At 63.3% G+C, this 23,603-nt stretch carries 21 protein-coding genes and 1 tRNA gene; 12 read left to right on the top strand and 10 right to left on the bottom strand.

What is annotated here, in order from left to right; all coding sequences use genetic code 11:
• Positions 1–4: 4 nt before the first annotated feature.
• From fliF to V4R08_RS08950, 4 genes are all read right to left on the bottom strand, one after another.
• Positions 5–1,627, bottom strand: a complete 1,623-nt coding sequence (fliF, locus tag V4R08_RS08965; protein ID WP_335579039.1) for a flagellar basal-body MS-ring/collar protein FliF — start codon at positions 1,625–1,627, stop codon at positions 5–7.
• Between the two features lie 177 nt (positions 1,628–1,804).
• Complete coding sequence (gene sciP / locus V4R08_RS08960; protein ID WP_002714638.1) at positions 1,805–2,080, bottom strand: CtrA inhibitor SciP; 276 nt, start codon at positions 2,078–2,080, stop codon at positions 1,805–1,807.
• A 207-nt stretch (positions 2,081–2,287) separates the two neighbouring features.
• Positions 2,288–2,983, bottom strand: a complete 696-nt coding sequence (locus tag V4R08_RS08955; RefSeq protein WP_335579038.1) for a flagellar hook assembly protein FlgD — start codon at positions 2,981–2,983, stop codon at positions 2,288–2,290.
• A gap of 10 nt (positions 2,984–2,993) precedes the next feature.
• Positions 2,994–4,562: a flagellar hook-length control protein FliK gene (locus V4R08_RS08950; protein ID WP_335579037.1), complete on the bottom strand. Its 1,569-nt coding sequence runs from the start codon at positions 4,560–4,562 to the stop codon at positions 2,994–2,996.
• 328 nt (positions 4,563–4,890) lie between these two features.
• Here V4R08_RS08950 and mnmA point away from each other — a divergent pair, with 328 nt between their 5' ends.
• The 4 genes from mnmA to V4R08_RS08930 all read left to right on the top strand — a co-directional run bounded on the left by mnmA (position 4,891) and on the right by V4R08_RS08930 (position 7,368).
• On the top strand, positions 4,891–6,093 hold the full coding sequence (gene mnmA / locus V4R08_RS08945; RefSeq protein ID WP_335579036.1) for a tRNA 2-thiouridine(34) synthase MnmA: 1,203 nt from the start codon (positions 4,891–4,893) through the stop codon (positions 6,091–6,093).
• 23 nt (positions 6,094–6,116) lie between these two features.
• Positions 6,117–6,755, top strand: coding sequence for a class I SAM-dependent methyltransferase (locus tag V4R08_RS08940; protein WP_335579035.1), 639 nt, complete (start codon positions 6,117–6,119; stop codon positions 6,753–6,755).
• 50 nt (positions 6,756–6,805) lie between these two features.
• Positions 6,806–7,168: a hypothetical protein gene (locus V4R08_RS08935; protein WP_335579034.1), complete on the top strand. Its 363-nt coding sequence runs from the start codon at positions 6,806–6,808 to the stop codon at positions 7,166–7,168.
• Between the two features lie 123 nt (positions 7,169–7,291).
• A tRNA-Met gene (locus V4R08_RS08930) sits at positions 7,292–7,368 on the top strand.
• Between the two features lie 123 nt (positions 7,369–7,491).
• Here the strand turns inward: V4R08_RS08930 and V4R08_RS08925 are convergent.
• Both V4R08_RS08925 and V4R08_RS08920 read right to left on the bottom strand, forming a co-directional pair.
• Positions 7,492–8,358: a substrate-binding domain-containing protein gene (locus V4R08_RS08925; RefSeq protein ID WP_335579033.1), complete on the bottom strand. Its 867-nt coding sequence runs from the start codon at positions 8,356–8,358 to the stop codon at positions 7,492–7,494.
• A complete protein-coding gene (locus tag V4R08_RS08920; RefSeq protein ID WP_335579032.1) occupies positions 8,355–10,442 on the bottom strand; it encodes a TonB-dependent receptor in 2,088 nt (695 codons plus the stop codon). Before V4R08_RS08920 ends, V4R08_RS08925 begins: the two co-directional genes overlap by 4 nt.
• Positions 10,443–10,805: 363 nt before the next feature.
• Between V4R08_RS08920 and exbB the strand changes: the two genes are divergently transcribed.
• The 3 genes from exbB to V4R08_RS08905 are packed head-to-tail and all read left to right on the top strand — an operon-like array spanning position 10,806 to position 13,075.
• Positions 10,806–11,798, top strand: a complete 993-nt coding sequence (exbB, locus tag V4R08_RS08915) for a tonB-system energizer ExbB (RefSeq protein ID WP_335579031.1) — start codon at positions 10,806–10,808, stop codon at positions 11,796–11,798.
• 6 nt (positions 11,799–11,804) lie between these two features.
• A complete protein-coding gene (gene exbD, locus V4R08_RS08910; RefSeq protein ID WP_335579030.1) occupies positions 11,805–12,263 on the top strand; it encodes a TonB system transport protein ExbD in 459 nt (152 codons plus the stop codon).
• Positions 12,260–13,075 carry an energy transducer TonB family protein gene (locus tag V4R08_RS08905; RefSeq protein WP_335579029.1) on the top strand — a complete coding sequence of 272 codons (816 nt, stop codon included), beginning with the start codon at positions 12,260–12,262 and terminating at the stop codon, positions 13,073–13,075. The genes exbD and V4R08_RS08905 overlap by 4 nt, the downstream gene beginning before the upstream one ends.
• On the opposite strand, the gene V4R08_RS08900 is transcribed toward V4R08_RS08905, so the two are convergent.
• The gene (locus V4R08_RS08900) at positions 13,065–13,310 is read right to left on the bottom strand and encodes a hypothetical protein (protein ID WP_335579028.1); all 246 of its coding nucleotides are present in this window, start codon (positions 13,308–13,310) and stop codon (positions 13,065–13,067) included. The two genes, V4R08_RS08905 and V4R08_RS08900, sit on opposite strands and share 11 nt — an antisense overlap.
• Before the next feature lie 70 nt (positions 13,311–13,380).
• On the opposite strand from V4R08_RS08900, the gene V4R08_RS08895 reads away from it, so the two are divergent.
• The 4 genes from V4R08_RS08895 (at position 13,381) to V4R08_RS08880 (ending at position 18,960) form a co-directional block, all read left to right on the top strand.
• Entirely contained in the window at positions 13,381–15,126 is a 1,746-nt protein-coding gene (locus V4R08_RS08895) for a cation:proton antiporter (RefSeq protein ID WP_335579027.1), read from the top strand.
• Positions 15,127–15,376: 250 nt separating this feature from the next.
• Positions 15,377–16,453, top strand: coding sequence for a 3,4-dihydroxy-2-butanone-4-phosphate synthase (ribB, locus tag V4R08_RS08890; protein ID WP_335579026.1), 1,077 nt, complete (start codon positions 15,377–15,379; stop codon positions 16,451–16,453).
• A gap of 148 nt (positions 16,454–16,601) precedes the next feature.
• On the top strand, positions 16,602–17,816 hold the full coding sequence (locus V4R08_RS08885; RefSeq protein ID WP_335579025.1) for an acyl-CoA dehydrogenase: 1,215 nt from the start codon (positions 16,602–16,604) through the stop codon (positions 17,814–17,816).
• A 196-nt stretch (positions 17,817–18,012) separates the two neighbouring features.
• Positions 18,013–18,960 carry an MBL fold metallo-hydrolase gene (locus tag V4R08_RS08880; RefSeq protein ID WP_335579024.1) on the top strand — a complete coding sequence of 316 codons (948 nt, stop codon included), beginning with the start codon at positions 18,013–18,015 and terminating at the stop codon, positions 18,958–18,960.
• A gap of 96 nt (positions 18,961–19,056) precedes the next feature.
• Here the strand turns inward: V4R08_RS08880 and V4R08_RS08875 are convergent, their stop codons facing one another.
• Both V4R08_RS08875 and V4R08_RS08870 read right to left on the bottom strand, forming a co-directional pair.
• A complete protein-coding gene (locus V4R08_RS08875; RefSeq protein WP_335579023.1) occupies positions 19,057–19,911 on the bottom strand; it encodes a DUF1499 domain-containing protein in 855 nt (284 codons plus the stop codon).
• Positions 19,912–19,951: 40 nt separating this feature from the next.
• Complete coding sequence (locus V4R08_RS08870; RefSeq protein WP_335579022.1) at positions 19,952–20,893, bottom strand: LysR family transcriptional regulator; 942 nt, start codon at positions 20,891–20,893, stop codon at positions 19,952–19,954.
• 115 nt (positions 20,894–21,008) lie between these two features.
• Between V4R08_RS08870 and V4R08_RS08865 the strand changes: the two genes are divergently transcribed.
• Complete coding sequence (locus V4R08_RS08865) at positions 21,009–21,875, top strand: pirin family protein (RefSeq protein ID WP_335579021.1); 867 nt, start codon at positions 21,009–21,011, stop codon at positions 21,873–21,875.
• Positions 21,876–21,927: 52 nt separating this feature from the next.
• Here V4R08_RS08865 and V4R08_RS08860 read toward each other — a convergent pair whose 3' ends face one another.
• Entirely contained in the window at positions 21,928–23,565 is a 1,638-nt protein-coding gene (locus tag V4R08_RS08860) for a fatty-acid--CoA ligase (RefSeq protein WP_335579020.1), read from the bottom strand.
• Between the last annotated feature and the right edge of the window lie 38 nt (positions 23,566–23,603).

Here is a 23,603-nt window from a genome sequence, read left to right as displayed (position 1 = left end):
CAGATCACGCGGGTTCGGCGAGCCATTGACGGATGATGGAAGCGGTTTCGGCAGGGTTGCGCTCGGCCAGTTCGCCGACCCGGTGCACCGACTGGGCATGGACCTGCCCCTGCACCTGGGCAACGTCGATCAGCTGCGCGGTGGCGCTGCCGCTGGGAACGAGATTTTGCCCGGTCGCGCCGGCCTGGGCGTTGGCGTCGGTCGGGGCCGGAAGCGCGGACGGTGCGGCGCCGGCCGGGGCCGGCTCCGACGCCAGGATACGGCGGACCAGCGGACGGATCACCATGAACGTCACCACGAGGCCAAGCAGCAACATGACGGCGAGATCGATGACGTACATCACGTCGTCTTTCGTGAATTGCATCATTCCCAGCAAGCCGGTCGGCTCGGCCAGCGGCACGACGGCGGGCGGCTCGGCGAATTTGAGGTTGACGACCTCGACCTGGTCGCCGCGCTTCTGGTCGAAACCGATGGCTGAGCGCACCAGCGTCGCGATGCGGTCGAGTTGTTCCTTGCTGCGCTCCGCGTAGACCATCTGGCCTTGGGCATTCTTGGTATAGGTGCCGTCGACGAGAACGGCGACCGAAATGCGGTTGACGCGGCCGGCTTCGGTTACCTCGGTCTTGGTGGTGCGGGAAATCTCGTAGTTGTTGGTCTCTTCGCTCTTCTTGCTCTGGTCGCGCGCGGGGGCTGGATTGTCCGCTTGCTGATTGCCGGGCAGTTCGTTGTTGACCGTGACCTGGCCGTTGTTGTCGGCCGTGACAGAGGATTCCTCGCGGGTCTGGCTTGATCGCAGCACCCGGCCTTCCGGATCGAACTTGTCCGAGGTCTGGGTGATCTTGTTGTAATCGAAGTCGGCGGAGAGCTCGACGCGCGCACGGCCGTTGCCAACCACCGACGACACGATTGCCTCGACCTGATTGCGCATTCGCTTTTCGAATGCGGCGCGCCGCTCGTCTCCGCTCACGCCGTCGGCATCGGTCGCCGAGCCATCGGCAAGCAATTGGCCGGTTTCGTCCACGATGGACACCCGCTGCGGCTTCAGTCCGTTGACGGCCGAGGCGACGAGATGGCGGATGGCGCGGATCTGCTGCGGTTCGAGGCTGCCGCGGACGCGCAGCACGATCGACGCCGAAGGCTGGGGCGCTTCGCGCGAAAACAGCGGCCGGTCGGGCAGCACCAGATGGACACGGGCGTCCTGGATGCGGTCGATGGACTTGATGGTGCGGGCGAGTTCGCCCTCCAGCGCGCGCAGACGATTGATGTTCTGGACGAAACTCGTCGTGCCGAGCGCGTCGGATTTGTCGAAGATCTCGTAACCGACTCCGCCGCCCTTGGGCAGTCCAGCCTCGGCGAGCTTCATCCGCAACCGCGTCACTTTGTCCTTCGGCACCATGATCACGGCGCCGTCGTTCCGCAGCTCGTAGGGGATTGCCTGACGTTCGAGGTCCTTGATGATGCCGGAGGAGTCCTCGACGCTGAGATCGGTAAAGAGCGTTGTCATCTGCGGGGCCGTCACGCGCATGATGACGAACGCGAAGAAGCCGATCAGAGCGGCAGTGACCGCGACCATCGCCATCAGCCGGGATGGACCCAGACCTTTCAGGAATGCCAGCAGACCTTGCAACGAACCAGCCCCTCGGATTCGGCCCGTGGAAAGGCCGGCTCGGCAAATATTGCCTATGGGATGGTTTCGATATGGTTAACGGCGGTTAAGACCCGTGACGAAATTGCTGAACGGCAAAAAACCGCCATCCGAAAGGATGCCGGTTTTCTGAAAATCCGAAATATCCGCGAAGATGCCTTACTGGCGGTATTGCTGAATACGGGTGGTGCGCAGCCCGGCAAGGCCATGCTGGTCGATCGAGAACTGCCACGACAGGAATTCATCGACGGTCAGCGTGTAGCGGCTGCAGGCCTCCTCGAGGGAGAGCAGGCCGCCGCGTACCGCGGCCACGACTTCGGCCTTGCGGCGGATTACCCACCGTTTGGTCCCGGGTGCCGGCAAATCCGCGATCGTTAACGGGCTGCCGTCGGGCCCGATGACGTATTTCACCCTCGGGCGGTGGGGTTCTGTCATGGCGTACTCACAAACTCTAAACCATTGAACTCACCGACGAACCTACGCGCTGCGGCTTAAAATTTGCCTAAGCCCAAGGCTTCAATACGATTCTCCTTCGAAATGCCGTTCCGGCAACGGCACCGGGCCGCCGGCTGGGCGGCTCCGGGACCGGTCATTTAAGCAGAAAGACTGGGGAGCAGCGGATTAACGGAACCGCGGCTATGGTCAGTTCACGATGCGTTTGATCTGGCTGATGGTGTAGGTCTGGCCGCCGATCGACAGCAGCGGCGGCGACTGGGTCAGATCAACCGAATTCACCTGACCCTGAATCTGCGTCGAAACCGGGACCGGATTGCCGGACGCATCGGCGGCTGTCGCCGTCAGCGTGTATTTGCCGTCGGGCCATTGCGTGCCGTCGTTGCCGAGCCCGTTCCAGGAGAAAACCTGGTTGTCGCCGGCATTGACGCCGTAGGAGCCGGAGAAGACGTTCTGGCCGGTGCTGTTGGCGATATTGACGGTGAGGGTGGAGGCCGCCGGGACGCCGAGCTGCCAGGTTGCCGCGCTGTTGGCCATGGTGGCGGTGCTGCCATCGACCACGGCGTTCTTGCCGACGAAGTCCAGAGCCTGCGTTGCCTGCGCGGTCTGCTGCAGGGAGACGAGGCTCGTGAGCTGGTCGTTGGTCTTCAACTGCTGCTCGACGCCCGCAAACTGGACGAGCTGCTGAGTGAACTGGTTGGTGTCCAGCGGATCGAGCGGGTTCTGGTTCTGCAACTGCGTCGTCAGCAGTGTCAGAAAGGTCTGGAAGTTGCCGGCCAGCGTACTGTTGCTGGTCGATGCCGACGAGCTTGAAGAGGAAGCAGCAGGCGGCGCCGTCGTGCCCGACACCACCTGCTGAACCGCGGAACCCACTGACGTCGTCATGTCCGTCTCCTTAAACCCTGATGTCGAGGCCGCGGCTCGATCCGAGGATCCGGCCATAGTTTCGTCCGGCGGCCGCCGCGGGAACGATGGCGTCTTCGGTCACGATCAGGCGCCGGGCGTTGCGGCCGGTATCGTCGCGCGCGGTCTGGCCCTGGGAGGACTGATCGCGCAGGCTGAATTGCAGGCCGCCGTCGCCGGTCTTCAGGCCCGCGTCCTGCAGCGCGCGCTGGAGTTGCGGCGCATCCTGCCGCAGCATCGCAAGCGTTTCCGGCTTGTCCACCGTCAGATGGGATGTGACCCGGCCCTGGCGATCGACGTCGAGACGGACATCAATGCGGCCGAGATCGGCGGGGTCGAGCCGGATCTCGAAGCGGCTTTTGCCGCTCAGCGCCGTGACCGCGATCTGGACCGCGAGTCCGTTCAGCGGTACCGCCGCGCCGGCTGCGGCCGCGACATTGTACTGCGGCGTCACCGGCGTCGTCGCGGCCGTGGATTGCACCTGCTGCTGCGCAAAGGCGCTGTTGAGACCCTGCGGCTGACCGCTGTCGGTTTGGCCCGGTTGCAGTTGCGGAGCAGTGGCGTCGGTCGCCTGAGCGGAATGCTGCGGCGCGGCGGCTCCCGGCTGTGTTGCGAGCGTGCCGGTATCGGACGAGGCGGTCTTTGCGCCATCGGAGGCGACGGCATCGTGCTTGTGATCGCCGACGGCGGCGTCGTGCGGCGCGACGGGATTGCCGGATGCGGCGGGCGGAGCTGTTACGTCCGGGGGCATCAGTCCGGGCTGGAGTCCAGTCATGACCGATGCTGTCGTCTTGCCCTGCTGCTTGCCCAGCTGCGCTGTGTCCGGTGTCTTTGCGGTCGCCTTCGCGGTGGCCGGTGTTGCCGCGGCGACCGCGGCCGCCAAGACATCTCCGGTCTGCATAGCCGCGGTGGAAGCCGCGGTATCGGCGGCGGCGACCGGATTGAACCCGGTGTCCGCGGGCGTGACTTGAGCTGCGGAAGCCGCCTGAGCCGGCAATGCCCCGGCGGCTCCGGTTACGGCAGGCGCGGCGGCTGCCGATAGCGTGGCCGCGACGGGTATCGCGACCGGGACGGCAACCGCAACCGGCGTTGTGACCGGTTGCGGCGGGACGGTCGGGTCTGCCGTTGTGGCGCCCGGGGCTGCCAGCATGGGGTCGGAAGCATCTCCGGTCGAGGCGCCTTCAGTGCCCTTGTGTTTGGCCCGATGGTGATGTGTGCCGTTCGATGCTTCTGTGCCCGTAGCGGGTTTCTGATTGGTGCCGGGTCCTGCCGAATTGGTCTGCGGCGGCTGGCCAGATGACGCCTGGGAGCCGCGCGTCTGTGCGTTGTCGTCGGCCGGCACGGTGCGGTCCCGACGGGAGGCGTCGGCAAGCCGTTCCGGACGCATATCGTGCCGATCGGACGAATTCGACGTCTGCGCGGTCGAAGCCTGCGAGGCTTGCGCGTTGGTGTCGACCAGGACCCCGAAAGTGTCGTCGGTCGATTGGTTGTCCCGCTCAGACCTCTGCCTTGCGTTCGGAAGCGATACGCCGGTGGTGGTTTCTGGTGTCACGCTAAGCACGGGCAACCTCTTGCGATAGTGTCGCCAAGCGAACAGCAAGGACCGGGCCATCATCGAACTGGAATAAATATCTATCACTTTCAATGAGTTAACTGGTCAGGCGGTGGCTGGCCCGACCTGTCTGGCTGCTTCCTTTCTGCCCGGCGGCAAGATTTGCCGTTAGTCGAGCGCCGTCGTCTGGCCGTCATTGCCTCGCAGGAATACGGACTATATTAATGGGTGGTCTTTCGGTCGGCCCGACGGAGCGGAATCCCGCTCCGGACCACCACGAAAGCCTCCGATCCGCAAGGTGTGTATAACCTGCGCGGTCTTAGGAATGACGGGATCGATGCTCAACAGTCTGGAACTGGAAGGCCGTCCTCAGGACACGCGGGTCGTGGTCGCCATGTCGGGCGGCGTCGATTCGTCGGTGACGGCTGCGCTGTTGAAGTCCGAGGGATACGACGTCGTCGGAATAACCTTGCAGCTTTACGATCATGGCGCGGCGACCCATCGCAAGGGTGCGTGCTGCGCCGGGCAGGACATTCATGACGCCCGTAACGTCGCCGAGCGCCTCGGCATTCCGCACTATGTGCTGGACTATGAAAACCGCTTCCGCGAAACCGTGATCGAGAATTTCGCGGATAGCTATGCGTCGGGCGAAACGCCGGTGCCCTGCATCGAGTGCAACCGTCTGGTCAAGTTCCGCGATCTTTTGGCCACCGCGCGCGAGCTTGGCGCCGCGGCGCTGGCGACCGGTCATTACGTCGCCTCCCACCGTCTGGCCGGCGGGTCGCGCGCGCTGCTCTGCGCGGCGGATGCGGATCGCGACCAGAGCTATTTCCTGTTCGCCACCACGCGCGAGCAGCTTGATTTTCTGCGCTTCCCGCTCGGCGACATGACCAAGCCGCAGACCCGCGAACTGGCGCGTCGTTTCGGATTGTCGGTTGCCGACAAGCATGACAGCCAGGATATCTGTTTCGTGCCGACCGGTCGCTACACCGATATCATTAGTCAGTTGAAGCCGAACGCGATGGAGCCAGGCGACATCGTCGATCTCGACGGGCACGTCATCGGCCACCACGAGGGCATCGTGCATTTCACCGTCGGGCAGCGCCGCGGCCTCGGCATTGCTTCCAGCGCACCGCTTTACGTCTTGAGTCTCGATGCAACGAGCCGACATGTGGTTGTGGGGCCGCGCGAAGCGTTGACGATGCATCGCATCGTCCTGCGCGACGTGAACTGGATCGGTGACGGCGCCCTCGATCGCGCTGTCGGTGCCGGACTTGAGTTGTTCGTCCGGGTCCGCTCGACGCGCAAGCCCCAACCGGCGTGGCTCCGTGCAATCGATGGCCGCTATGAGATCGAACTCGTGGCCGGCGAGGAGGGCGTGTCGCCCGGTCAGGCCTGTGTGTTCTACGATGGGCCGGAAGGGCAGGCGCGAGTGCTCGGCGGCGGGTTCATCGCGCGCGCCATGGCCAAGCGCGCAAGCGGAGACGCCGCGCAAGATGATGCGCCGGCGCAACCCCTCGCTGCCGAATTGCGCGGGTAGACGTCCGGGGGCACGCGGGGAGCATGGGCAATGACATCGACCGCGCGGGCGTCGCCAGGGCTTACGGCCGCTGGGCGCCGGTTTACGATCTCGTGTTCGGAAAGGTCTTCGATCCCGGTCGTCAGTCCACCATCGCTATCGCCGACACGATCGGCGGACGTATCCTCGATGTCGGCGTCGGCACCGGATTGTCGCTGTCGGATTATGCGTCCACCACGAAACTGTACGGCGTCGACATTTCCGAACCGATGCTGCGCAAGGCGCAGCAGCGGGTGCGTTCGCTCAATCTCGCCAATGTCGAAACGCTGGCGGTGATGGACGCCAAACATCTTGCGTTCGCGGATTCGTTTTTCGACGCAGTGGTGGCGCAATATGTCATCACCGCGGTGCCGGATCCCGAAGCGACGCTGGACGATTTCATCCGCGTGCTGAAGCCGGGCGGCGAGCTGATTCTGGTCAATCACATCGGCGCCGAGCGCGGGCCGCGCCGCCTGTTCGAACTGGCGTTTGCGCCGCTGGCGCGACGGCTCGGCTGGCGCCCGGAATTCCCGTGGGCGCGCCTCGTGAATTGGGCCGCCAAGCATGGCGGCGTCACGCTCTCCGAGCGTCGCCCGATGCCGCCGATGGGCCACTTTTCGCTGATCCGCTATCGCAAATCCTGATCGCGCCGGTTCCCGGCGGAACATCCGCTACGTCCGTTCGTTGACGTGCCATGCGGATGAAGGTCGTATCGTTATTGGTATTGGTCGCTCCGGTAGCGCTTGTTGCGCTCCCGGATATCGTTCTCGCGCAGGCGCCGCCGACCCCGGCCACGCCGCCTGGCACGACGGCGAGGCCCGCCCCTTCTCCGAACTCGGCGAGTTGCGCCAATCACGACACGGCCGCGCCGAACGGAACGACAAGGGGCGAGCGCAAGGAGCTGCTGGGCGATAAGCTGGCGAAATCCGACGGCGTGCTGTGCCCGCCTGCGGGCGTCGATCCGGAGATTCGTGCGCCGACCCCGGAAGGCGGCAATACGCCGGTTATCCCGCCGCCCGGCAGCCCCGGCGGGGATCCTACCGTGCGGCCGAAATAAGCGCGACCAAAATAAGCACTATCCCGCAATAAGCCGGCATATCGGGCGGCTTTGCTTGACAGGCCCGTGAGTGGCTTTTTATATGCCGCGCGTTCACGGCTTCTGCCGACCTTGAACGCCCGTGGCGAGGTAGCTCAGCTGGTTAGAGCACGGGAATCATAATCCTGGGGTCGGGGGTTCGAGTCCCTCCCTCGCTACCATCAAAGACATTCCGTTAGAACGGCGCATGAACTTTCGGGCGCGCATCTACGGAGGCCGATCTCATAGACGAGAGCGAGAGGCATGTGCGAACAGAGATCATCGCCATGCGCGTCAAACTCCGGCTAAAGCCCGCCGCCCGGAAGGAAGCCATATTCCGGGAGGCGCCGTTGCGCATCCGGAGACATCAGGTAAATCGCGAAGCGATATGCAGCGTCCCTGCGGTTCGTTTCCTTGATTGTCCTCAGGACGGTCAGCCCATAGTTGATGGGCATGGCGAGCGGTTGAGGCACTTCGACCCGCGTGAGCGGCAAATCCGACGGCCTTTCTGTTTCGACGCCGATTTTTGTATGCGAACTGCAGTAACCAATGAAGACATCGGCCTCATGTCGCGTGAAGTAGTAATGTATCGCGGTTTCTCCCGCGGGCAACTTAGGGCTGGTCGGTCCTCCAACCAGCTGACGTGCGTTCTTGATGAGCGCCTGCTTCGCGCCCGCGCGAACCGTCTCCGCCCGATCGAAGAATTGCCAGGCGTAATCTCCTCCCGGATCGGCACCGGGCGTCGACGTGCCGATCTTTATTGACGGCTCAAGCAATGTGTCGAGCAGATTCTCTTGAGTGAGACCAAGCTCCGCGCGGCCGGTCACGCATAGTCGATTCCTTGCGAAGATGACGGGACGCGTGCCGACGCCTTCTGCGAAAAGTCGCTGGGGGTGCGCCATATTGGCGGAAACGTAAACGTCCGCGCCGCCATCCTTCCTGATTCTGTCCAAGAGCAGACCTGCCGGGCCGAATGTGAGTTCAAATCTCTGGCCTGTCGCCTTGGTGTAATCGTCTGCAATCGCAGTGAGGACTCCGCGCGTGCTCCCGGCCGCGTAAACCTGCAGTGGCGCCGTCTGCCCCTCTGTTTCCGCGCGACAGGCTCGTGAGCCGACAATCATCGCCAGAGCGAGGGCGCTTGCACAGGCGACTGCGATAAATCGGGTCTTCACAGTTCAACCTGTAGCGAAGCACGGACAGTCCGCGGCGCGCCCAAAGTACCGGTCGCTGAACCTGTCGCATTATATCCATTCTGAGCCGCCGGCGTCACATTGGCCCAATAATGAAGATCCGTGACATTGAAAACATCGAGCCTGAACGTGACCCGCTTGTTGGCAACGAGCTGCGCATAGCGCATGCCGAGATCGAGCACAGCGTAGCCGGAAACAAATGATGTGTTCGCGTAGTCAGTGGGCCGGTTCGTCGCATAGGTGACGTTCCCGCTGAATGTCAGTCCTTGAACGGTGGGAACATGATATTCGAGCAAACAATTCGTGACGAATTGAGATAATCCCAGAATGCGTTGGCCGTCAGTTTGGGATGAACCCGTATTGTAGAGCCGAGGGTCGATGAACGTCATCCCACCGTGCACGGTCCATTCATCATTGATAGCGCCTGACGCCATCAGTTCAATTCCACGATTGATCTGTGTCCCTTTAACGGAAAAAACGTTATCCGGCCCGGTGAAAGCATAAGGTCGCTCGATTCTGTAGAGCGCGGCATTCAGGTTGAAGCGCCCGAAATCGAACTTGGCGCCGAGTTCATATTGATTGCTTCGATAGGGGGCCAGAGTCTCGCCCTGATTGAGCGTGCCGGCCGGTGCACTGTCGCCTTGCTGTAAGCTATCCGCGTAGGTGAAATAGGTCGTCATGTTTTCGCGTGGCTTGAACATAACGCTGCCGAGCGGGCTCCATCCATTGGCATTATACCCGCCCGTGACGCCGCCAACCGTATTGTAGTTGTTGGTATCGATCCAACTGTCGCTGATAGCGCCCAACACCGACCATTGATCGTTGAGAGCAATGGTGTCTCCCAGGGTAATCGATTGCTGGAAGGTGTTCACAGATCTGTAGCGGTCTTTGAAATCCGGAAAATTCGGCTCGGGAAAGGTCAACGGATTGTCGAGGCTGGCGCTGCCAGCCGTGAGTGCGCCGATCTTGAACGGCCTGTAGCGATCCCAGGAGAAACCGTTATTGGCGAGAAACAGATCGTGCTTGAGCGGCCCCGTCTCGAAACGGCCATTCAGAATGGCTTGATTGCTGGTGACCGTGTCAAGACTATAGGTCGTTGTCGCCGCGGTCGTTACGTAACGTCCAGCGTTGTTGATGAGCGTATTTGTTGGAACCGTAGAGGCGCGATCGCTTGTATTGCGCGAGACGCCGGCGGAGAAGCTCCAATTCTCGTTAAAATCATGCTTGATGCGACCGCTCAGGATCGTTGTCGTATTGTCGTCGCCTCCCCACGGCTGGCCGTAACCAACCCGAGCCGGGTCGACGGCTGCTGGAAAGAGGACGCCCTTTGCAACGGCGAAGGTTCCAGGCAATCCCTCCGTTTTGTAATGATAAATACTCGCATTTGTCTCGAGGACCGTGTCGGGACTAAAGTGAATATCGCCGCCGAAGCTGGCGAGTTGGCGTTGCAGCCGACTGTTGCCGACGTAGCTTGCGCCATCCTGATCGAGAAGGTTTAATCGATAGCCGAGGCGATGCTCCGGATCGGCGAAGCCTCCAAGATCCATGTGCGCGAGCCACTGGCCGGTGGAGAGATAGCCTCCCGTGAAACGCTGCAATGGGTCGGCGGTCGGACGCTTCATGATGTAATTGAAGGTTCCGCCCGGCTGAGCCGGGCCAAACAACGCGCCGGCGATTCCGTTCAACACGTCGAGGCGTTGAAATTCTTCGATCGGATAGTCAGTCGTTGCGGCAATATTCAAGCCATCGACGCGCGTGTTTTGCACGACGCTCGCTTGAAGACCGCGCGTCTGTGGACGGACGTTCTCGCCCTGGACTGAAGGAATGAAGCGGAACGCTTCACGCACGCTTTGAAGTTGCTGATTTTCAGCGAGCGCTTCCGAGACCGTATTGACTGAGAAGGGCGTGTCAATCAGGGGCTTCTTGCCCAGGGGCCCGAGCTCTACGCGGTTGACCTTATAATCAGGAGTCACGTCGGCAGTTTGCGCCGCGTCGCTCCGGACATCGATTGTCGGAAGCATCTCTTGAGCCGACGCGCTTCCACACAGCACTGCCAGGATAGACAATGAAGGCAGTCTGCGAAAGCGGTACCGCTTGTGGCGACGGTCAGACGGCATCTGGTCTTCCTCGGCTTCGAATATTGCTATATGTGTATGCATATAACGGTCGAGATGAATAGGGTGAAAATGGCATAGCGCCTGAATTTTGTGATGACGATCGGGGATATCGCTGATTGCTCAAGGCTGCGTTGCAAGCCGCATGTGAACCGGGCGTCCAAACGAAGACTGCCCGGCTTAATCGGATGAAGCTGCGGGAGCGCTGACGGGAGCGGTGGTGATGGGCGTTGTTCGGCTTCATGCCGGCGTTTTGCGCCGCGCGGCTCGACCCGGTGGCGCTGTCAAGTCAGTAGGAGCGAGGAACGGGGAATGATGACGCAATTTGTAACAGGGGCGGCACGTCTGGTGCTTGTCGTCGTGTTCGCCGTTCTTGCGGCTGTAGTGCCGGCACATGCGCAGCAGCAGGGAACGTCGCCGGCGGTCTCCCCCTCACCATTATCTTCGACGCCGCCGGCACCCGGAGAGACGTCGCGGTCACCCAGGCCTGATGCGGTCTCCCAGGGTGCTCCGCCCGCATCGTCGCGCTCGTCCGAAGCGACTGCCGTGGACGCACCGCCTGCTCGGTCTGCGCCGTCGGTATCGGCCTCGACATTGCCGCGCGATCTGTCGCCGTGGGGGATGTTCATGCAGGCGGACATCGTCGTGAAGGCGGTAATGATCGGGCTGGCGTTCGCCTCGCTGGTGACGTGGACGATCTGGCTGGCCAAGGGCATGGAGCTGGCGGCGGCGCGGCGGCGGGCGCAGAGCTGCGTGCGCAAGCTCGTCCGCGCCGATAGCCTTGCGGCGGCGCAGGCTGAAACCGCGGATGGCTGGACCGGTCAGGGCACGGTGGCCGAGCTGTTGGAGGCGGCGGAGGGCGAACGTAAGCGCTCGCGCGATCTTTCGGCTGACGGCATCAAGGAGCGGCTGGCGATCGCGCTGTCGCGCATCGAGGCGAGGGCGGGCCGCGAGGTCGCACGCGGCACCGGGCTGTTGGCGACGATCGGCGCCACCGCGCCCTTCGTTGGTCTGTTCGGCACGGTGTGGGGGATCATGAACGCCTTCATCGGCATCTCCCTGTCCAAGACCACCAATCTTGCCGTGGTGGCGCCGGGCATCGCCGAAGCGTTGCTCGCCACCGCGCTCGGTCTCGTCGCCGCCATTCCGGCGGTGATTATCTACAACGTGTTTGCGCGGGCGCTGGCGAGCTACCGAGCGCTGTTGTCGGATGTCTCCGGCGAAATCATCCAGCACATCTCGCGCGACCTGGAACGGCTGGAGCGGGGGCTGGTTTCGCCGGAGCGCGGCCGCGCCGCCGCGGAGTGAGCCGCCATGGCCGTATCGCTCAAGGACCCGCACGACGGCGGCATCGACGAACTCAGCGAGATCAACGTCACGCCGTTCATCGACGTGATGCTGGTGCTGCTCATCATCTTCATGGTGGCGGCGCCGCTGTCGACGGTGGACGTGGCGGTGGATTTGCCGGTGTCCAACGCCCAGCCGCAGCCGCGCCCGGACAAGCCGGTGTTCCTGACGGTGAAGTCCGACCTGACGCTGGCGCTCGGCAATGAGGATGTGCCGCGCAGCGCGCTTCAGGCGACGCTGGATCAACAGACCGACAACGACCGCGAGCAACGGGTGTTCCTGCGCGCCGACGGGTCGGTGGCCTACAACGAGTTGATGAAGGTGATGAACCTGTTGCGCGACGCCGGCTATCTCAAGATCGCGCTGGTCGGACTTGAGGACACCGGGCAGGCGGCGGCAGCGCCGGTGGCGGCGACACAGCCATGATCGACTGGCGCGACCCCGACGGCCGGACCGGCAGCGAAGTGACCTTGCTGTCCGCGTTGCGCTGGACGGTGGCCGGGCTCGCCGTGATTGGGTTGCACGCCGGCGGGATATGGCTGGCGCTGAACCGGCCGGCGGCGGCCGAGCCGCCGGGCGATCCGCCGGCCGCCATCATGATGGAACTGGCGCCGCTCGCCGTCGCCCCCGAGGTGCCGCAGCAGGATGTGGCGCCGGGACCGCAGATGGAGGAGGCCGAGGATCGGCCGGAGCCACAACCGGAGAAGCCGGTCGAGGAGAAGGTCGAGCCGCAACCTGAGTTGAAGACGCCGGTGGAAACCGAGATCAAGCCGCCGGAACCGCCGAAGATGGAGAAGGCGGAGGTGGTGTTGCCGCCGAAGGCCGAGCGGCCGAAGCCGAAGCCGAAGCCGAAACCGAAGAAGAAAAAGCAGAAGAAGGCCCCGCGCACCACCGCGCCGCCCAGTTCGCAGGCGCAGCGCGCGGACCGTGCCGCCGCGTCGGCCGAAGGGCTGTCGTCGTCGATGTCGCGGGCATCCTGGCGCGGCGCGTTGATGGCCCATCTCAACCGCCACAAGCGCTTCCCGCCCGGCGCAGGGACCGGCGTTGCGACGGTCGTATTCACGATAGACCGCTCGGGCCGCGTCCTCTCCTCGCGCCTGGTTCGTTCGTCCGGGGACGCTTCGCTCGACGCGGAATCGGTGTCCCTGCCGCGACGCGCCAGCCCAGTTCCCGCGCCGCCGCCGAATGTCGGAGGTCGTTCGATCACACTCGCCGTTCCGATCAGATTTACACGATGACGTCGGCCAACCTCGACGCCATTGAGCTGCCGGCAACGGCAAGATCGAGGGCGCCATCCTGATGCCTTTCGAACTCAATCTCGATGCTGGCGCCGTCCTCAAGCGCGACGGCAAGGATCTCGGCAAGGGGCTGCGGTTCTCCACCTGAGTGCCGCGGGCTGCCTGTTGCCGGTGAGCTTCCCGGGAAGGGCAGGGTTGTCCCGAATTTGCGCGAAAAAGCGGGCGCGCCGGGCATCGACGAAGCCGGCGGTAACCGCGTATCCTTAGCCTGAGCGTCCGGAAATCCTGCCGACTGGCTGAGGGGCATGCACGAACTTATCGGCGATATCACGCTTTCCATCCTGTTTGCCTGGGGCCTCGGGCTGGTCGCGCATTTTTCCCGACAGCCGTTGATTCTGGCCTATCTGCTGGCCGGGTTTTTCATCGGCCCGTTCGGAATGGGATGGGTCAAGTCGCAGGAATCGATCCAGACCATCTCCGAACTCGGCCTGATCTTCATGCTTTTCATGATCGGCCTGGAAATCGACCTGAAGAAGATCGTGCGCGCCGGGCGGGTGATCGTGGTCGCAGCCGGCGGCCAACTCCTCGGCGGCTGCATCCTCGGCGTGCTGTTCTTCATGGCAATCGGGCTTGGCATGGGCCACGGCGGTTTCGATGCGCTGTATCTCTGCGTCGCCTGCGCGCTGTCGAGCACGGTCATCATCGTCAAGGTCCTTTACGAGAAGCGCGAACTCGATACCCTGCCGGGCCGCATCACGCTCGGCGTGCTGGTGTTGCAGGATATCTTCGCGATCCTGTTCCTGGCGGTGCAGCCCAGTCTCGACAATCTTCAGATGTCCATCATCCTGCTCTCGATCGCGCGGGTCGGCGCGCTGGTGGCGACCGCGCTGATCCTCAGCCGCTACGTGCTGCCTTATCTGTTTCACCAGATCGCTCGCCGCCCGGAGCTGGTGCTGCTCGGCGCGCTGGCGTGGTGCTTTCTGATCGGCGAGATCGCCGAACGGTTGCACCTGTCCCGCGAAATGGGCTCGCTGGTGGCCGGTGTGTCGCTCTCGACCTTTCCTTACGCGCTCGATGTCACCGCCAAGGTGACGACGCTGCGGGACTTTTTCATCACGCTGTTCTTCGTCGCGCTGGGCATGACCATTCCGATCCCGAACGGTTCGGTGATCGGGCTCGCGCTGATGATCGCGGCCTTCACGGTGGCGAGTCGCGTTGTCACGACGTTTTTGCCGCTGTATCTGATGAAGCAGGGACTGCGCGCCAGCCTGCTGCCGGCGATCAATCTGGCGCAGATCAGCGAGTTTTCGCTGGTCGTGATCCAGACCGGCGTGGTTGCGGGGCACATCAAGACTCAGACCGCGAGCGCCGCGTCGTTCGCGTTCGTGGTGCTGGCGGTGCTGAGTACGTTCGCGATCGGGCGCAGCGATCAGCTTTCGCGGCTGGGCATCAGGTTCCTGAAGCGGCTCGGCCTTCGGGACCTCGACCGCACCGAAGCCGGGGAGGGCGGATATAGTGCGGGAGGACACGGCGAGGACGGCCATGGCGAACCGCGGCGCATCGTCATTCTTGGATTCTTCCGTGCCGCCAGCGCGCTGCTGAGCGAGATCGAACGCCGGGACGAGTCGCTGCTGGACCAGATCGCCGTGGTCGACTTCAACCCGGTGGTGTTCAGCACGCTCGTTGCCCGCGGTCTCCACGTCACCTATGGCGACATCAGCAACGTGGATACGCTGCTTCATGCCGGGGTCGGCAGCGCCGAGATCATCATTCTGAGCGTGCCGGATTCGCTGCTTAAGGGCGCCAATAACGAAAAGCTCGTTCGCCACGTCCGCTCGCTCAACCCGACCGCAAAGATCATCTCGACGGCGGACCTGCTGTCGGACGTCGGGGATCAGTATGCCGCCGGCGCGGATTACGTGACGGTGACGCGGCTGACCGACGCGCACGAGCTGTTCGCGGCGATCGAGGCCGCCGATAACGGGCTGCTGGCCGACAAGCGTGCCGAATCCGATGCGCTTCTAAGCGAGCGCCGGGAGGTGCTGCCGTAGGGCAGTGAGTCTCCGCGACGGTGGGCGAGGAGCGCGCCGCGGCTCGCCTTTCCTCACATACCCATGTGGACCGATATAGTTGCAACACTGCCCGCTCTGCGCGTATTTCCGCAAAAGTGGGTACCGGTTTTGCGATCGGAATACGCGCACATTATTGATTGAGAGCATTTTCTTACGGCTAACCGGATTCCACTTAGCCGGAAAATGCTCTAGGTCATACGAACGTCCGTCAAACGGGAAAGTGCAGGCCATGTCCCATCCAATTCCGGAAGTGCTGGAGGCTTTTGCCAACGGCGAAATCGTCGCCGTCACCGACGATGACGACCGCGAGGGCGAGGGCGATCTAATCGTCGCGGCATCGCTCTGCACCGCGGAGAAGATGGCGTTCATCATACGGCACACCTCCGGCATAGTTTGCGCACCGATCACGACGGAGGAGGCGCAACGGCTGCGGCTTGATCCGATGGTCGCGCATAACGAGTCCAATCATACCACGGCTTTCACCGTCTCGATCGATTACAAGCCCGATGGCGGCACCGGCATTTCGGCCGAAGAGCGTGCCTCCTGTTGCCGGGCGCTCGCCAATCCCAACGCCGGCGCCAGCGACTTTGCCCGGCCCGGTCACATCTTCCCGCTGATCGCGCGCAACGGCGGTGTCCTGCTGCGCGCGGGCCATACCGAGGCGGCGGTCGATCTCTGCAAGCTGGCCGGCCTGCCGCCGGTCGGTGTCATCAGCGAGTTGATGAACGACGACGGCACGGTGATGAAAGGCGAGCAGGTTGCGCGGTTCGTTGCCGCGCACAGCCTCAAGCATGTCACCATCGCCGACATCATCGCGTATCGTCAGGCGCGAGAGAAGCTGATCGAGCGGGTCTCGGAGTTTACGATCGACAGCCCGATCGGGCCGCTGCAGGGCTACGCCTACCGTTCGCCGTTCGATTCCATGGCCCATGTCGCGTTCGTCTACGCCGGCATCGGGGATGGAAAGAATGTTCTGACCCGTTTCCACAAGCCAAATATCGTGCGCGATATCTTCGCCGGGCCGCGGCGCATGGAGGTCGTGCTCGAGCATTTCAAGAAGGCCGGCAGCGGCGTGCTGGTGTATCTGCGAGACGGCGCTGCTGGGGTGCCGGTGGCGCCGCTCCCCGAACACAAATCGGCGGAAGCCGATCGCAACAGGCAGTGGCGCGAGGTCGGCGTCGGCGCGCAGATCCTGCGCGATCTCGGCGTGACGTCGATACGGCATCTGACGTCGTCGGCGTACGACTACAAGGGCCTCTCCGGTTTCGGCATCGAGATCGTTTCGAACGAGTATCTCGAGATCTGACGGTCGTTGTCATTTGCGGGCATGAGCGCTCATGCGCGGTCGCGCGCGCGTTCCGGAATGACATTGGTTCTGTCGTCGAATTATCTGTATACTGGGAGCGGTCCGATTTTGCCGATAGCGGTATCCGGGGTGGTGTGAAAGGATTGTCATGAGTGTTCGTCCGCAAAGCAAGGACCAACCCGTGCCGGTCAGTTTCCAGTGGGACGATCCGTTCGGGCTGGACGATCAGTTGACCGAAGACGAACGCATGATCCGCGACACCGCGCGCGCCTACGCGCAGGACAAGCTGCTGCCGCGCATCGTCAAGGCCTATCTGGAAGAGAAGACCGACCGCGAGATCTTCAACGAGATGGGCGAGCTTGGCCTGAACGGCATCACTCTGCCGGAGGAATATGGTTGCGCCAATGCCAGCTACGTTGCCTATGGCCTCGTCGCGCGGGAGATCGAGCGTGTGGACTCGGGCTACCGCTCGATGAATTCGGTGCAGTCGTCGCTGGTGATGTATCCGATCTATGCCTATGGCGACGAGAGCCAGCGCAAGAAATACCTGCCCAGGCTCGCGACCGGCGAATGGGTCGGCTGTTTTGGCCTGACCGAGCCGGATGCCGGTTCCGATCCCGGCGGCATGAAAACCCGTGCCGAGAAGGTGTCGGACGGCTACCGGCTGACCGGCTCGAAGACGTGGATTTCCAACGCGCCGATCGCGGACCTGTTCGTCGTATGGGCCAGGTCGGCGGCGCACGATAATCAGATCCGTGGTTTCGTGCTGGAGAAGGGCATGAAGGGCCTATCCGCCCCGAAGATCGGCGGCAAGCTCAGCTTGCGGGCGTCGTGCACCGGCGAGATCGTGATGGATGGCGTGGTGGTGCCGGAAGAGAACCTGCTGCCGAACGTGTCCGGACTGAAAGGTCCATTCGGCTGCCTGAACCGCGCGCGCTACGGCATCTCATGGGGCGTTATGGGCGCGGCGGAAGACTGTATGCATCGCGCGCGGAAATACGTGCTCGAGCGAAAGCAGTTCGGCCGTCCGCTGGCGGCGACGCAACTGGTGCAGAAGAAACTGGCGGACATGCAGACCGACATCGCGCTCGGGCTTCAGGGCAGCCTGCGTGTCGGCCGGCTGATGGACGAGGGCAAGATGGCGCCGGAGATGATCTCTATCGTCAAACGCAACAATTGCGGCAAGGCGCTCGATATCGCGCGGATGGCGCGCGATATGCACGGCGGCAACGGCATCCAGATCGATTATCACGTGATGCGCCACGCCGCCAATCTTGAGACTGTCAATACCTATGAGGGCACCCACGACGTCCATGCGCTGATCCTCGGCCGCGCCATCACCGGCATCCAGGCGTTTTCGTAAGGACGCTTTCTTCGGAAATGCGGACGTGCCGACACCTACACCTGTCATCGCCCGCGAAGGCGGACGACCCAGTATTCCAGAGCGCTTTGTTCTTTCCCGAATAGCCGGCGACCACTGGATACCCCGCTTTCGCGGGGTATACCGGGGCGAGGTGCGTCCCACGCTTGCGTGCATCCGACGCCAGTTAGGAACCGTTATGACCGACACCTCCGATAACGACGATATCCCGTTCAATCGTGACTTTCCGCTGAAACCGGGCGTCGTCGAGGAGGTCGTGCCCGGTGTCCGCCGCGTGCTGTGCGACAATCCGAGCCCCTTCACCTTCACCGGCACCGTGAGCTACATCGTTGGCCGCGGCAAGGTCGCGATCATCGATCCCGGACCGGACAGCGAGGCCCATGCGAAGGCGCTGCTCGATGCGGTGAGGGGCGAGACCGTGACGCACATCTTCGTCACCCACACCCACAAGGATCATTCACCGAATACCGCGCGCATCAAGGCGGCCACCGGCGCGCCTGTTTATGCGGAGGGGCCGCATCGCGCCTCGCGCCAGCGTTTTGAGAGCGAAAAGCACAATCCGGAATCCGGCGCCGACCGCGATTTTCGTCCGGACGTCCGGCTTCGCGACGGCGAGGTCGTGACCGGCGACGGCTGGGCGCTGCAAGCCGTGACCACACCGGGGCACACCGCGAACCACATGGTCTTTGCGTGGAAGGACCATAACGTTCTTTTCGTCGGCGACCATGTCATGGGCTGGTCGACCTCGATCGTTGCGCCGCCCGACGGGTCAATGATCGACTACATGGCCTCGCTCGAGAAGCTCTCGCACCGCGACGAGCACTTGTATTTCTCCGGTCATGGCCCCGAGATCCGGGATGGACCGCGTTTCGTTCGGTATCTCGCACGACATCGCAAAGCGCGCGAGGCGTCGATCCTGCATCGGCTCACGAAAGGCGAGGCCGATATCCCGACCCTGGTCCGCGCCATCTATATCGGCCTCGATCCGCGGTTGTCCGGCGCCGCCGGCTATTCGGTGCTCGCGCATCTGGAAGACCTGGTGGCGCGCGGCCTCGTGCTCACGGATGGCGATCCCGTCATCGGCGGACGCTACCGGCTAGATCGCGATGATTTTGGATCGAATTGATCCAAAATCACGAACGTGATCGATTCCAATATTTGAGAGCGGGATGCGGGCGGAAAACCGCACCACACTTTTCCTCATCCGGCTCAAGCGTGAGCCTTATCGCTTGGTCGTGCTCTTGGCGGGAGACTTGACCGGCACGCGTGGCTCCTTCGCCGGCTTCTCGACAACGTTTTCGGCGGCGGCGTTGATGTCGTCGATCAGGCTGCTGACGCGCGCGGCGTTGCTGCCGAGATCGTGTTCGAAATAACGCGACGACGAGCGGATATCGACGCGTGACCCGTCGCCGTCCGACGCGATGCGGATTGCGACGTCCTCGCGGAATCCCATGACGGGCGTTTTCGCCACCGCCTCGATATGGCCGGGCTGCCGCGGCGGCTGCGGCGCGCGCTCGTCGATCACCAGCCATTTGCGCCGGGCGACAAGCCGCCGGACGATGTCGAAGGCGTGTTGGGCCGAGACGTCGAGGTCGACCGGCTCGATCTGGGGATAGGCGGCGCGCTGCTGCTCGGCGGAATAAAGACCGGCATAGACAGCGGCGTTGGCGCCGTAGGCGCCGCGCAGCCGCGCCAGCGTGTCGAACCGCGGCGGATTGATCGGATCGGTGGTGATATCGTGGATCGGCGGCAGCTTGCGATACTGCACGGCGAGGTACGCGGGGTAGGCGAGGATCAGCACGTCCAGCAGCAATGCCGTCAGGATACGGCCTATGCCGCGCGAGCCGTCCCGCCAGAGTGCCACGAGGCCCGCGAACGCCGCCAGGATGGACAGTCCGGCGCAAACCAGTGCGCCGAAGAAGGTCGCCATCGCGGGTTTCATTTCGAGGAAGCCGAACCTGACCACCATAATGGATACCAGCGTCGCGACCGCCGAGAACACCGCGAGTCGCCGCGCCCAGGTGGCGAGCGCGGAGAACGGTTCGGATTGATAAGCGGCGCGGAATCTGCGGGCCATCGGAGTGTCCGGTTGCGGCGGGGACGGTAGCGCGGATCACCTACCTTATTTGCTTTCTTGGCGAAACGCCGCTGTTCGTTTCCGTCAAAGCGGCAAACTCCGCAGCCAGAAAATCCAGCAGCGCCCGCACCGAGGGCAACAGCCCGCGCCGTGACGAGAACACCGCATGGACGATGCCGGCGCGGGGACTCCATTGCGGCAGCACGTCCAATAGCGTGCCGGAGTCGAGATCGGTCTTCACCACCATGGTCGGAAACTGCCCGACGCCGATGCCGCGCAAGGCCGCGAAGCGCAGCGCCACCATGTCCTCGGTGATGAGGCGCGGCACGTAGGGGATCAGCGCGGTGGCCTCATTGGGGCCGTCGAGGCACCATTCATGACGCTGATGTGGCGGCCCCCAGCCGATGCTGGGAAGCGTGGCGAGATCGGCGGGAACCGGCGGGCGGGTCAGCCTCTTCAGCAGCGCCGGGCTTGCCACCAGCCGCTGCGTGCTTTCCGCCAGCACCCGCATCACCAGATCGTTGTCTTCCAGCGGCGGAAAACGCACGCGCAGCGCGATGTCGACGCCTTCAGCGATCACGTCGACCCGGCGCGGCGTGCTGTCCAGATGGACCTCGACGTCCGGGCACTCGGCCATGAAGCGGGCGACCATCTCGCCGACCTGAAAATACAGCAGCGGCGGCGGGCAACTCACCCGCACGATACCTTGCGGTTTGCTGCGCGAGCGTTCGATCAGTTCCTGCGCAGCGTTGGCCTCCACCAGCATGGCAACGCAATGCCGATAGTAATCCTGCCCGATTTCGGTGACGCTGAAGCGTCGGGTCGAACGCTGGATCAGCCGGACCCCGAGCCTGTCTTCCAAGACCGCGATGCGGCGGCTCAGCCGCGAGCGCGGCATCCCCAGCGCGCGGGCGGCGGCGGCGAATCCGCCGTGATCGACCACCTGGGCGAAGAAATAGAGGTCGTTGAGATCCTGTGTCATTGTCTCAATTATAGGACAGTGAGGCGTGATATTGCCAGCTACCGAACTATTTGTCTCGTCCATATCCTCCATTGCAACACAGCGGCCGATCTCGGCCGCGGCAAGGAGGTTCATCATGCGAAAGATTCTCGGTGTTTTCAGCGGCCCCCGGCAGCATTGGGTGGGAGACGGCTTTCCGGTCCGCTCGCTGTTCTCGCACGTCAGCCACGGCGACCATGTCAGCCCGTTCCTGCTGCTGGACTATGCCGGCCCGGCGGACTTTACGCCCGCGGAGCAGCCGCGTGGCGTCGGCGTCCATCCGCATCGCGGCTTCGAGACCGTCACCATCGTCTATCAGGGTGAGGTCGAGCACCGCGATTCTACCGGCAACGGCGGCCTGATCGGGCCGGGCGACGTGCAGTGGATGACGGCGGCCTCGGGCATCCTGCACGAGGAGTTCCACTCGCGCGCCTTCACCAGGAAGGGCGGTACGCTGGAGATGGTGCAACTCTGGGTCAATCTGCCGGCCAAGGCGAAGAATGCCGATCCCGGCTACCAGACCCTGCTGAACGCGGACATTCCGGTGGTCGATCTGCCGGACGGCGTCGGCAAGCTGCGGGTGATCGCGGGCGAATTCGACGGCCGCAAAGGACCGGCGAAAACCTTCACGCCGATCGACATCTACGACGTGAAGCTCAACCGCAACGGCGCTGCGACGATCAACCCGCGTGACGGCCACACCGTCGCGGTGGTGGTGCTCAAGGGCACGGTGCTGGTCAACGGCAGCGAGGTCGCGCGAGAAGCGCAGTTCGCGCTGCTCGACCGCAGCGGCGGCGAGGTGACCATCGAGGCCAACACCGAGGCTTCGGTGCTGATCCTGTCCGGCGCGCCGATCGACGAGCCGGTGGTGATGCACGGCCCGTTCGTCATGAACACGACGGACGAGATCCGGCAGGCCATGGCCGATTTCCAGAGCGGCCGCTTCGGCGCGATCCCGGCCTGATGACGACGAAGCGGGAGGCGTCCTCCGTCTCCCGCTCTCCCTTTTGTCTTTCTCAACCCCGCATCGCCGCCGCGGTCGGCAGGCTGTAATCCTTGAACTGCTCGCGCAGCGCCCTTTTCAAGATCTTTCCGGTGGCGGTGTGGGGGATGCTGTCGACGAACGCGACGTCGTCAGGCATCCACCACTTGCAGATCTTGCCATCCATGAAACCGAGAATCTCCTCGCGTGTCAGGCTCTCGCCCTGCCTGACATGGACGATCAGGAGCGGGCGTTCGCCCCACTTCGGATGGTGCACGCCGATTACGGCGGCTTCCGCCACCTTGGGATGGCCAACCGCGAGATTTTCCAGGTCGATCGACGAAATCCATTCGCCTCCCGACTTGATCACGTCCTTCGTGCGGTCCGTGATCCGCACGTAGCCGTACTCGTCAATGGTGACAACGTCGCCGGTGTCGAAGAAGCCCTGCTGGTCGAGGATGATGTCCTCGACGCGGTAGTAGGCGCCGGAGATCGCGGGACCTCGCACCTTGAGCCGGCCGGAGGTCTTGCCGTCCCACGGCAATTCCTTGCCGGTGTCGTCGGTGATCTTCATTTCGACCGTGAACGGCGCATAACCTTGCATCTGCAACAGGTCGAGCTTGGCGTCTCCCTTGAGGTGGCTGAATTGGCCCTGTAGCCCGCCGACCGTGCCGACCGGCGACATTTCCGTCATGCCCCATGCGTGACGAACCTCGACGCCCATGTCGTCGAACGCCTTGATGATCGAGCGCGGCATCGCCGAACCGCCGCAGGCCACGACCTTGAGGTCCGGCAGCTTGAGGTCGTTCTTCTCCATGTGTTGCAGCAGCATCAGCCACACGGTAGGCACGCCAGCGGTGAACGTGACCTTCTCGGTCGACAGCAGTTCGTACACCGATGCGCCGTCGAGCTTGGCGCCGGGCATCACCAGCTTGGTGCCCATGGACGGCGCGGAGAACGCGATGCCCCAGCTGTTGGCATGGAACAACGGCACCACCGGCAGCATTGTATCCCTCGATGCCGCACCAAGCGCGTCACCGTTGTTGGCCACCATGGAATGCAGCACGTTGGAGCGATGCGAATACACGACGCCCTTCGGATCGCCCGTGGTCCCCGAGGTGTAGCACATCCCCGCTGCGGTGTTTTCGTCAAACATTTTCCAGGCGAAGTCGCCGTCGGCTTCCGCGATCCAGTCTTCGTATGCGACCGCATTTTTCAGCGTGGTCTGCGGCAGGTGCGCCCTGTCGGTGAAAACGATGTAGCGCTCCACGCTCGGCAGCTTGTCGGCGATCTTTTCCAGAATCGGAATGAAAGTGATATCGGCCATCACGATGCGGTCTTCAGCATGGTTGATGATCCAGGCGATCTGGTCCGGAAACAAGCGGGGGTTGACGGTATGGCAGACGGCGCCGATGCCCATGATGCCATACCAGGCCTCGAGATGACGCCAGGTGTTCCATGCGATGGTGGCGACGCGATCACCGAGTTTAATGCCTTCGCGATCGAGCCGCTGCGCGAGTTTCAGCGCGCGGCGGCGAATTTCGGCGTAGTTTGTCCGATGAGTCGGACCCTCGACCGATCGCGTAACCACCTCGCGCTTGCCGTGAATCTTTGCCGCATGATCGATGATCCGATGACACAGCAAGGGCCAGTCTTGCATCAAGCCGCGCATTCGAACCTTCCTCCTGATCCGCGCCAGCGGGCTATCGT

Source organism: Nitrobacter sp. NHB1, from assembly GCF_036964665.1.
Lineage (GTDB): Bacteria > Pseudomonadota > Alphaproteobacteria > Rhizobiales > Xanthobacteraceae > Nitrobacter.
The sequence above is the reverse complement of the archived record's forward strand: the minus strand, read 5'-3'. Positions and strand labels throughout refer to the sequence as shown.

What these genes read in the sequence shown, in the direction of transcription:
- sciP (WP_002714638.1), bottom strand. Translation starts at nt 2,080, where the DNA reads ATGACAGAACCCCACCGCCCGAGGGTGAAATACGTCATCGGGCCCGAC.
- V4R08_RS08955 (WP_335579038.1), bottom strand. Translation starts at nt 2,983, where the DNA reads ATGACGACGTCAGTGGGTTCCGCGGTTCAGCAGGTGGTGTCGGGCACG.
- mnmA (WP_335579036.1), top strand. Translation starts at nt 4,891, where the DNA reads ATGCTCAACAGTCTGGAACTGGAAGGCCGTCCTCAGGACACGCGGGTC.
- V4R08_RS08940 (WP_335579035.1), top strand. Translation starts at nt 6,117, where the DNA reads ATGGGCAATGACATCGACCGCGCGGGCGTCGCCAGGGCTTACGGCCGC.
- V4R08_RS08935 (WP_335579034.1), top strand. Translation starts at nt 6,806, where the DNA reads ATGCGGATGAAGGTCGTATCGTTATTGGTATTGGTCGCTCCGGTAGCG.
- exbB (WP_335579031.1), top strand. Translation starts at nt 10,806, where the DNA reads ATGACGCAATTTGTAACAGGGGCGGCACGTCTGGTGCTTGTCGTCGTG.
- exbD (WP_335579030.1), top strand. Translation starts at nt 11,805, where the DNA reads ATGGCCGTATCGCTCAAGGACCCGCACGACGGCGGCATCGACGAACTC.
- V4R08_RS08905 (WP_335579029.1), top strand. Translation starts at nt 12,260, where the DNA reads ATGATCGACTGGCGCGACCCCGACGGCCGGACCGGCAGCGAAGTGACC.
- V4R08_RS08900 (WP_335579028.1), bottom strand. Translation starts at nt 13,310, where the DNA reads ATGCCCGGCGCGCCCGCTTTTTCGCGCAAATTCGGGACAACCCTGCCC.
- V4R08_RS08895 (WP_335579027.1), top strand. Translation starts at nt 13,381, where the DNA reads ATGCACGAACTTATCGGCGATATCACGCTTTCCATCCTGTTTGCCTGG.
- ribB (WP_335579026.1), top strand. Translation starts at nt 15,377, where the DNA reads ATGTCCCATCCAATTCCGGAAGTGCTGGAGGCTTTTGCCAACGGCGAA.
- V4R08_RS08885 (WP_335579025.1), top strand. Translation starts at nt 16,602, where the DNA reads ATGAGTGTTCGTCCGCAAAGCAAGGACCAACCCGTGCCGGTCAGTTTC.
- V4R08_RS08880 (WP_335579024.1), top strand. Translation starts at nt 18,013, where the DNA reads ATGACCGACACCTCCGATAACGACGATATCCCGTTCAATCGTGACTTT.
- V4R08_RS08875 (WP_335579023.1), bottom strand. Translation starts at nt 19,911, where the DNA reads ATGGCCCGCAGATTCCGCGCCGCTTATCAATCCGAACCGTTCTCCGCG.
- V4R08_RS08870 (WP_335579022.1), bottom strand. Translation starts at nt 20,893, where the DNA reads ATGACACAGGATCTCAACGACCTCTATTTCTTCGCCCAGGTGGTCGAT.
- V4R08_RS08865 (WP_335579021.1), top strand. Translation starts at nt 21,009, where the DNA reads ATGCGAAAGATTCTCGGTGTTTTCAGCGGCCCCCGGCAGCATTGGGTG.
- V4R08_RS08860 (WP_335579020.1), bottom strand. Translation starts at nt 23,565, where the DNA reads ATGCGCGGCTTGATGCAAGACTGGCCCTTGCTGTGTCATCGGATCATC.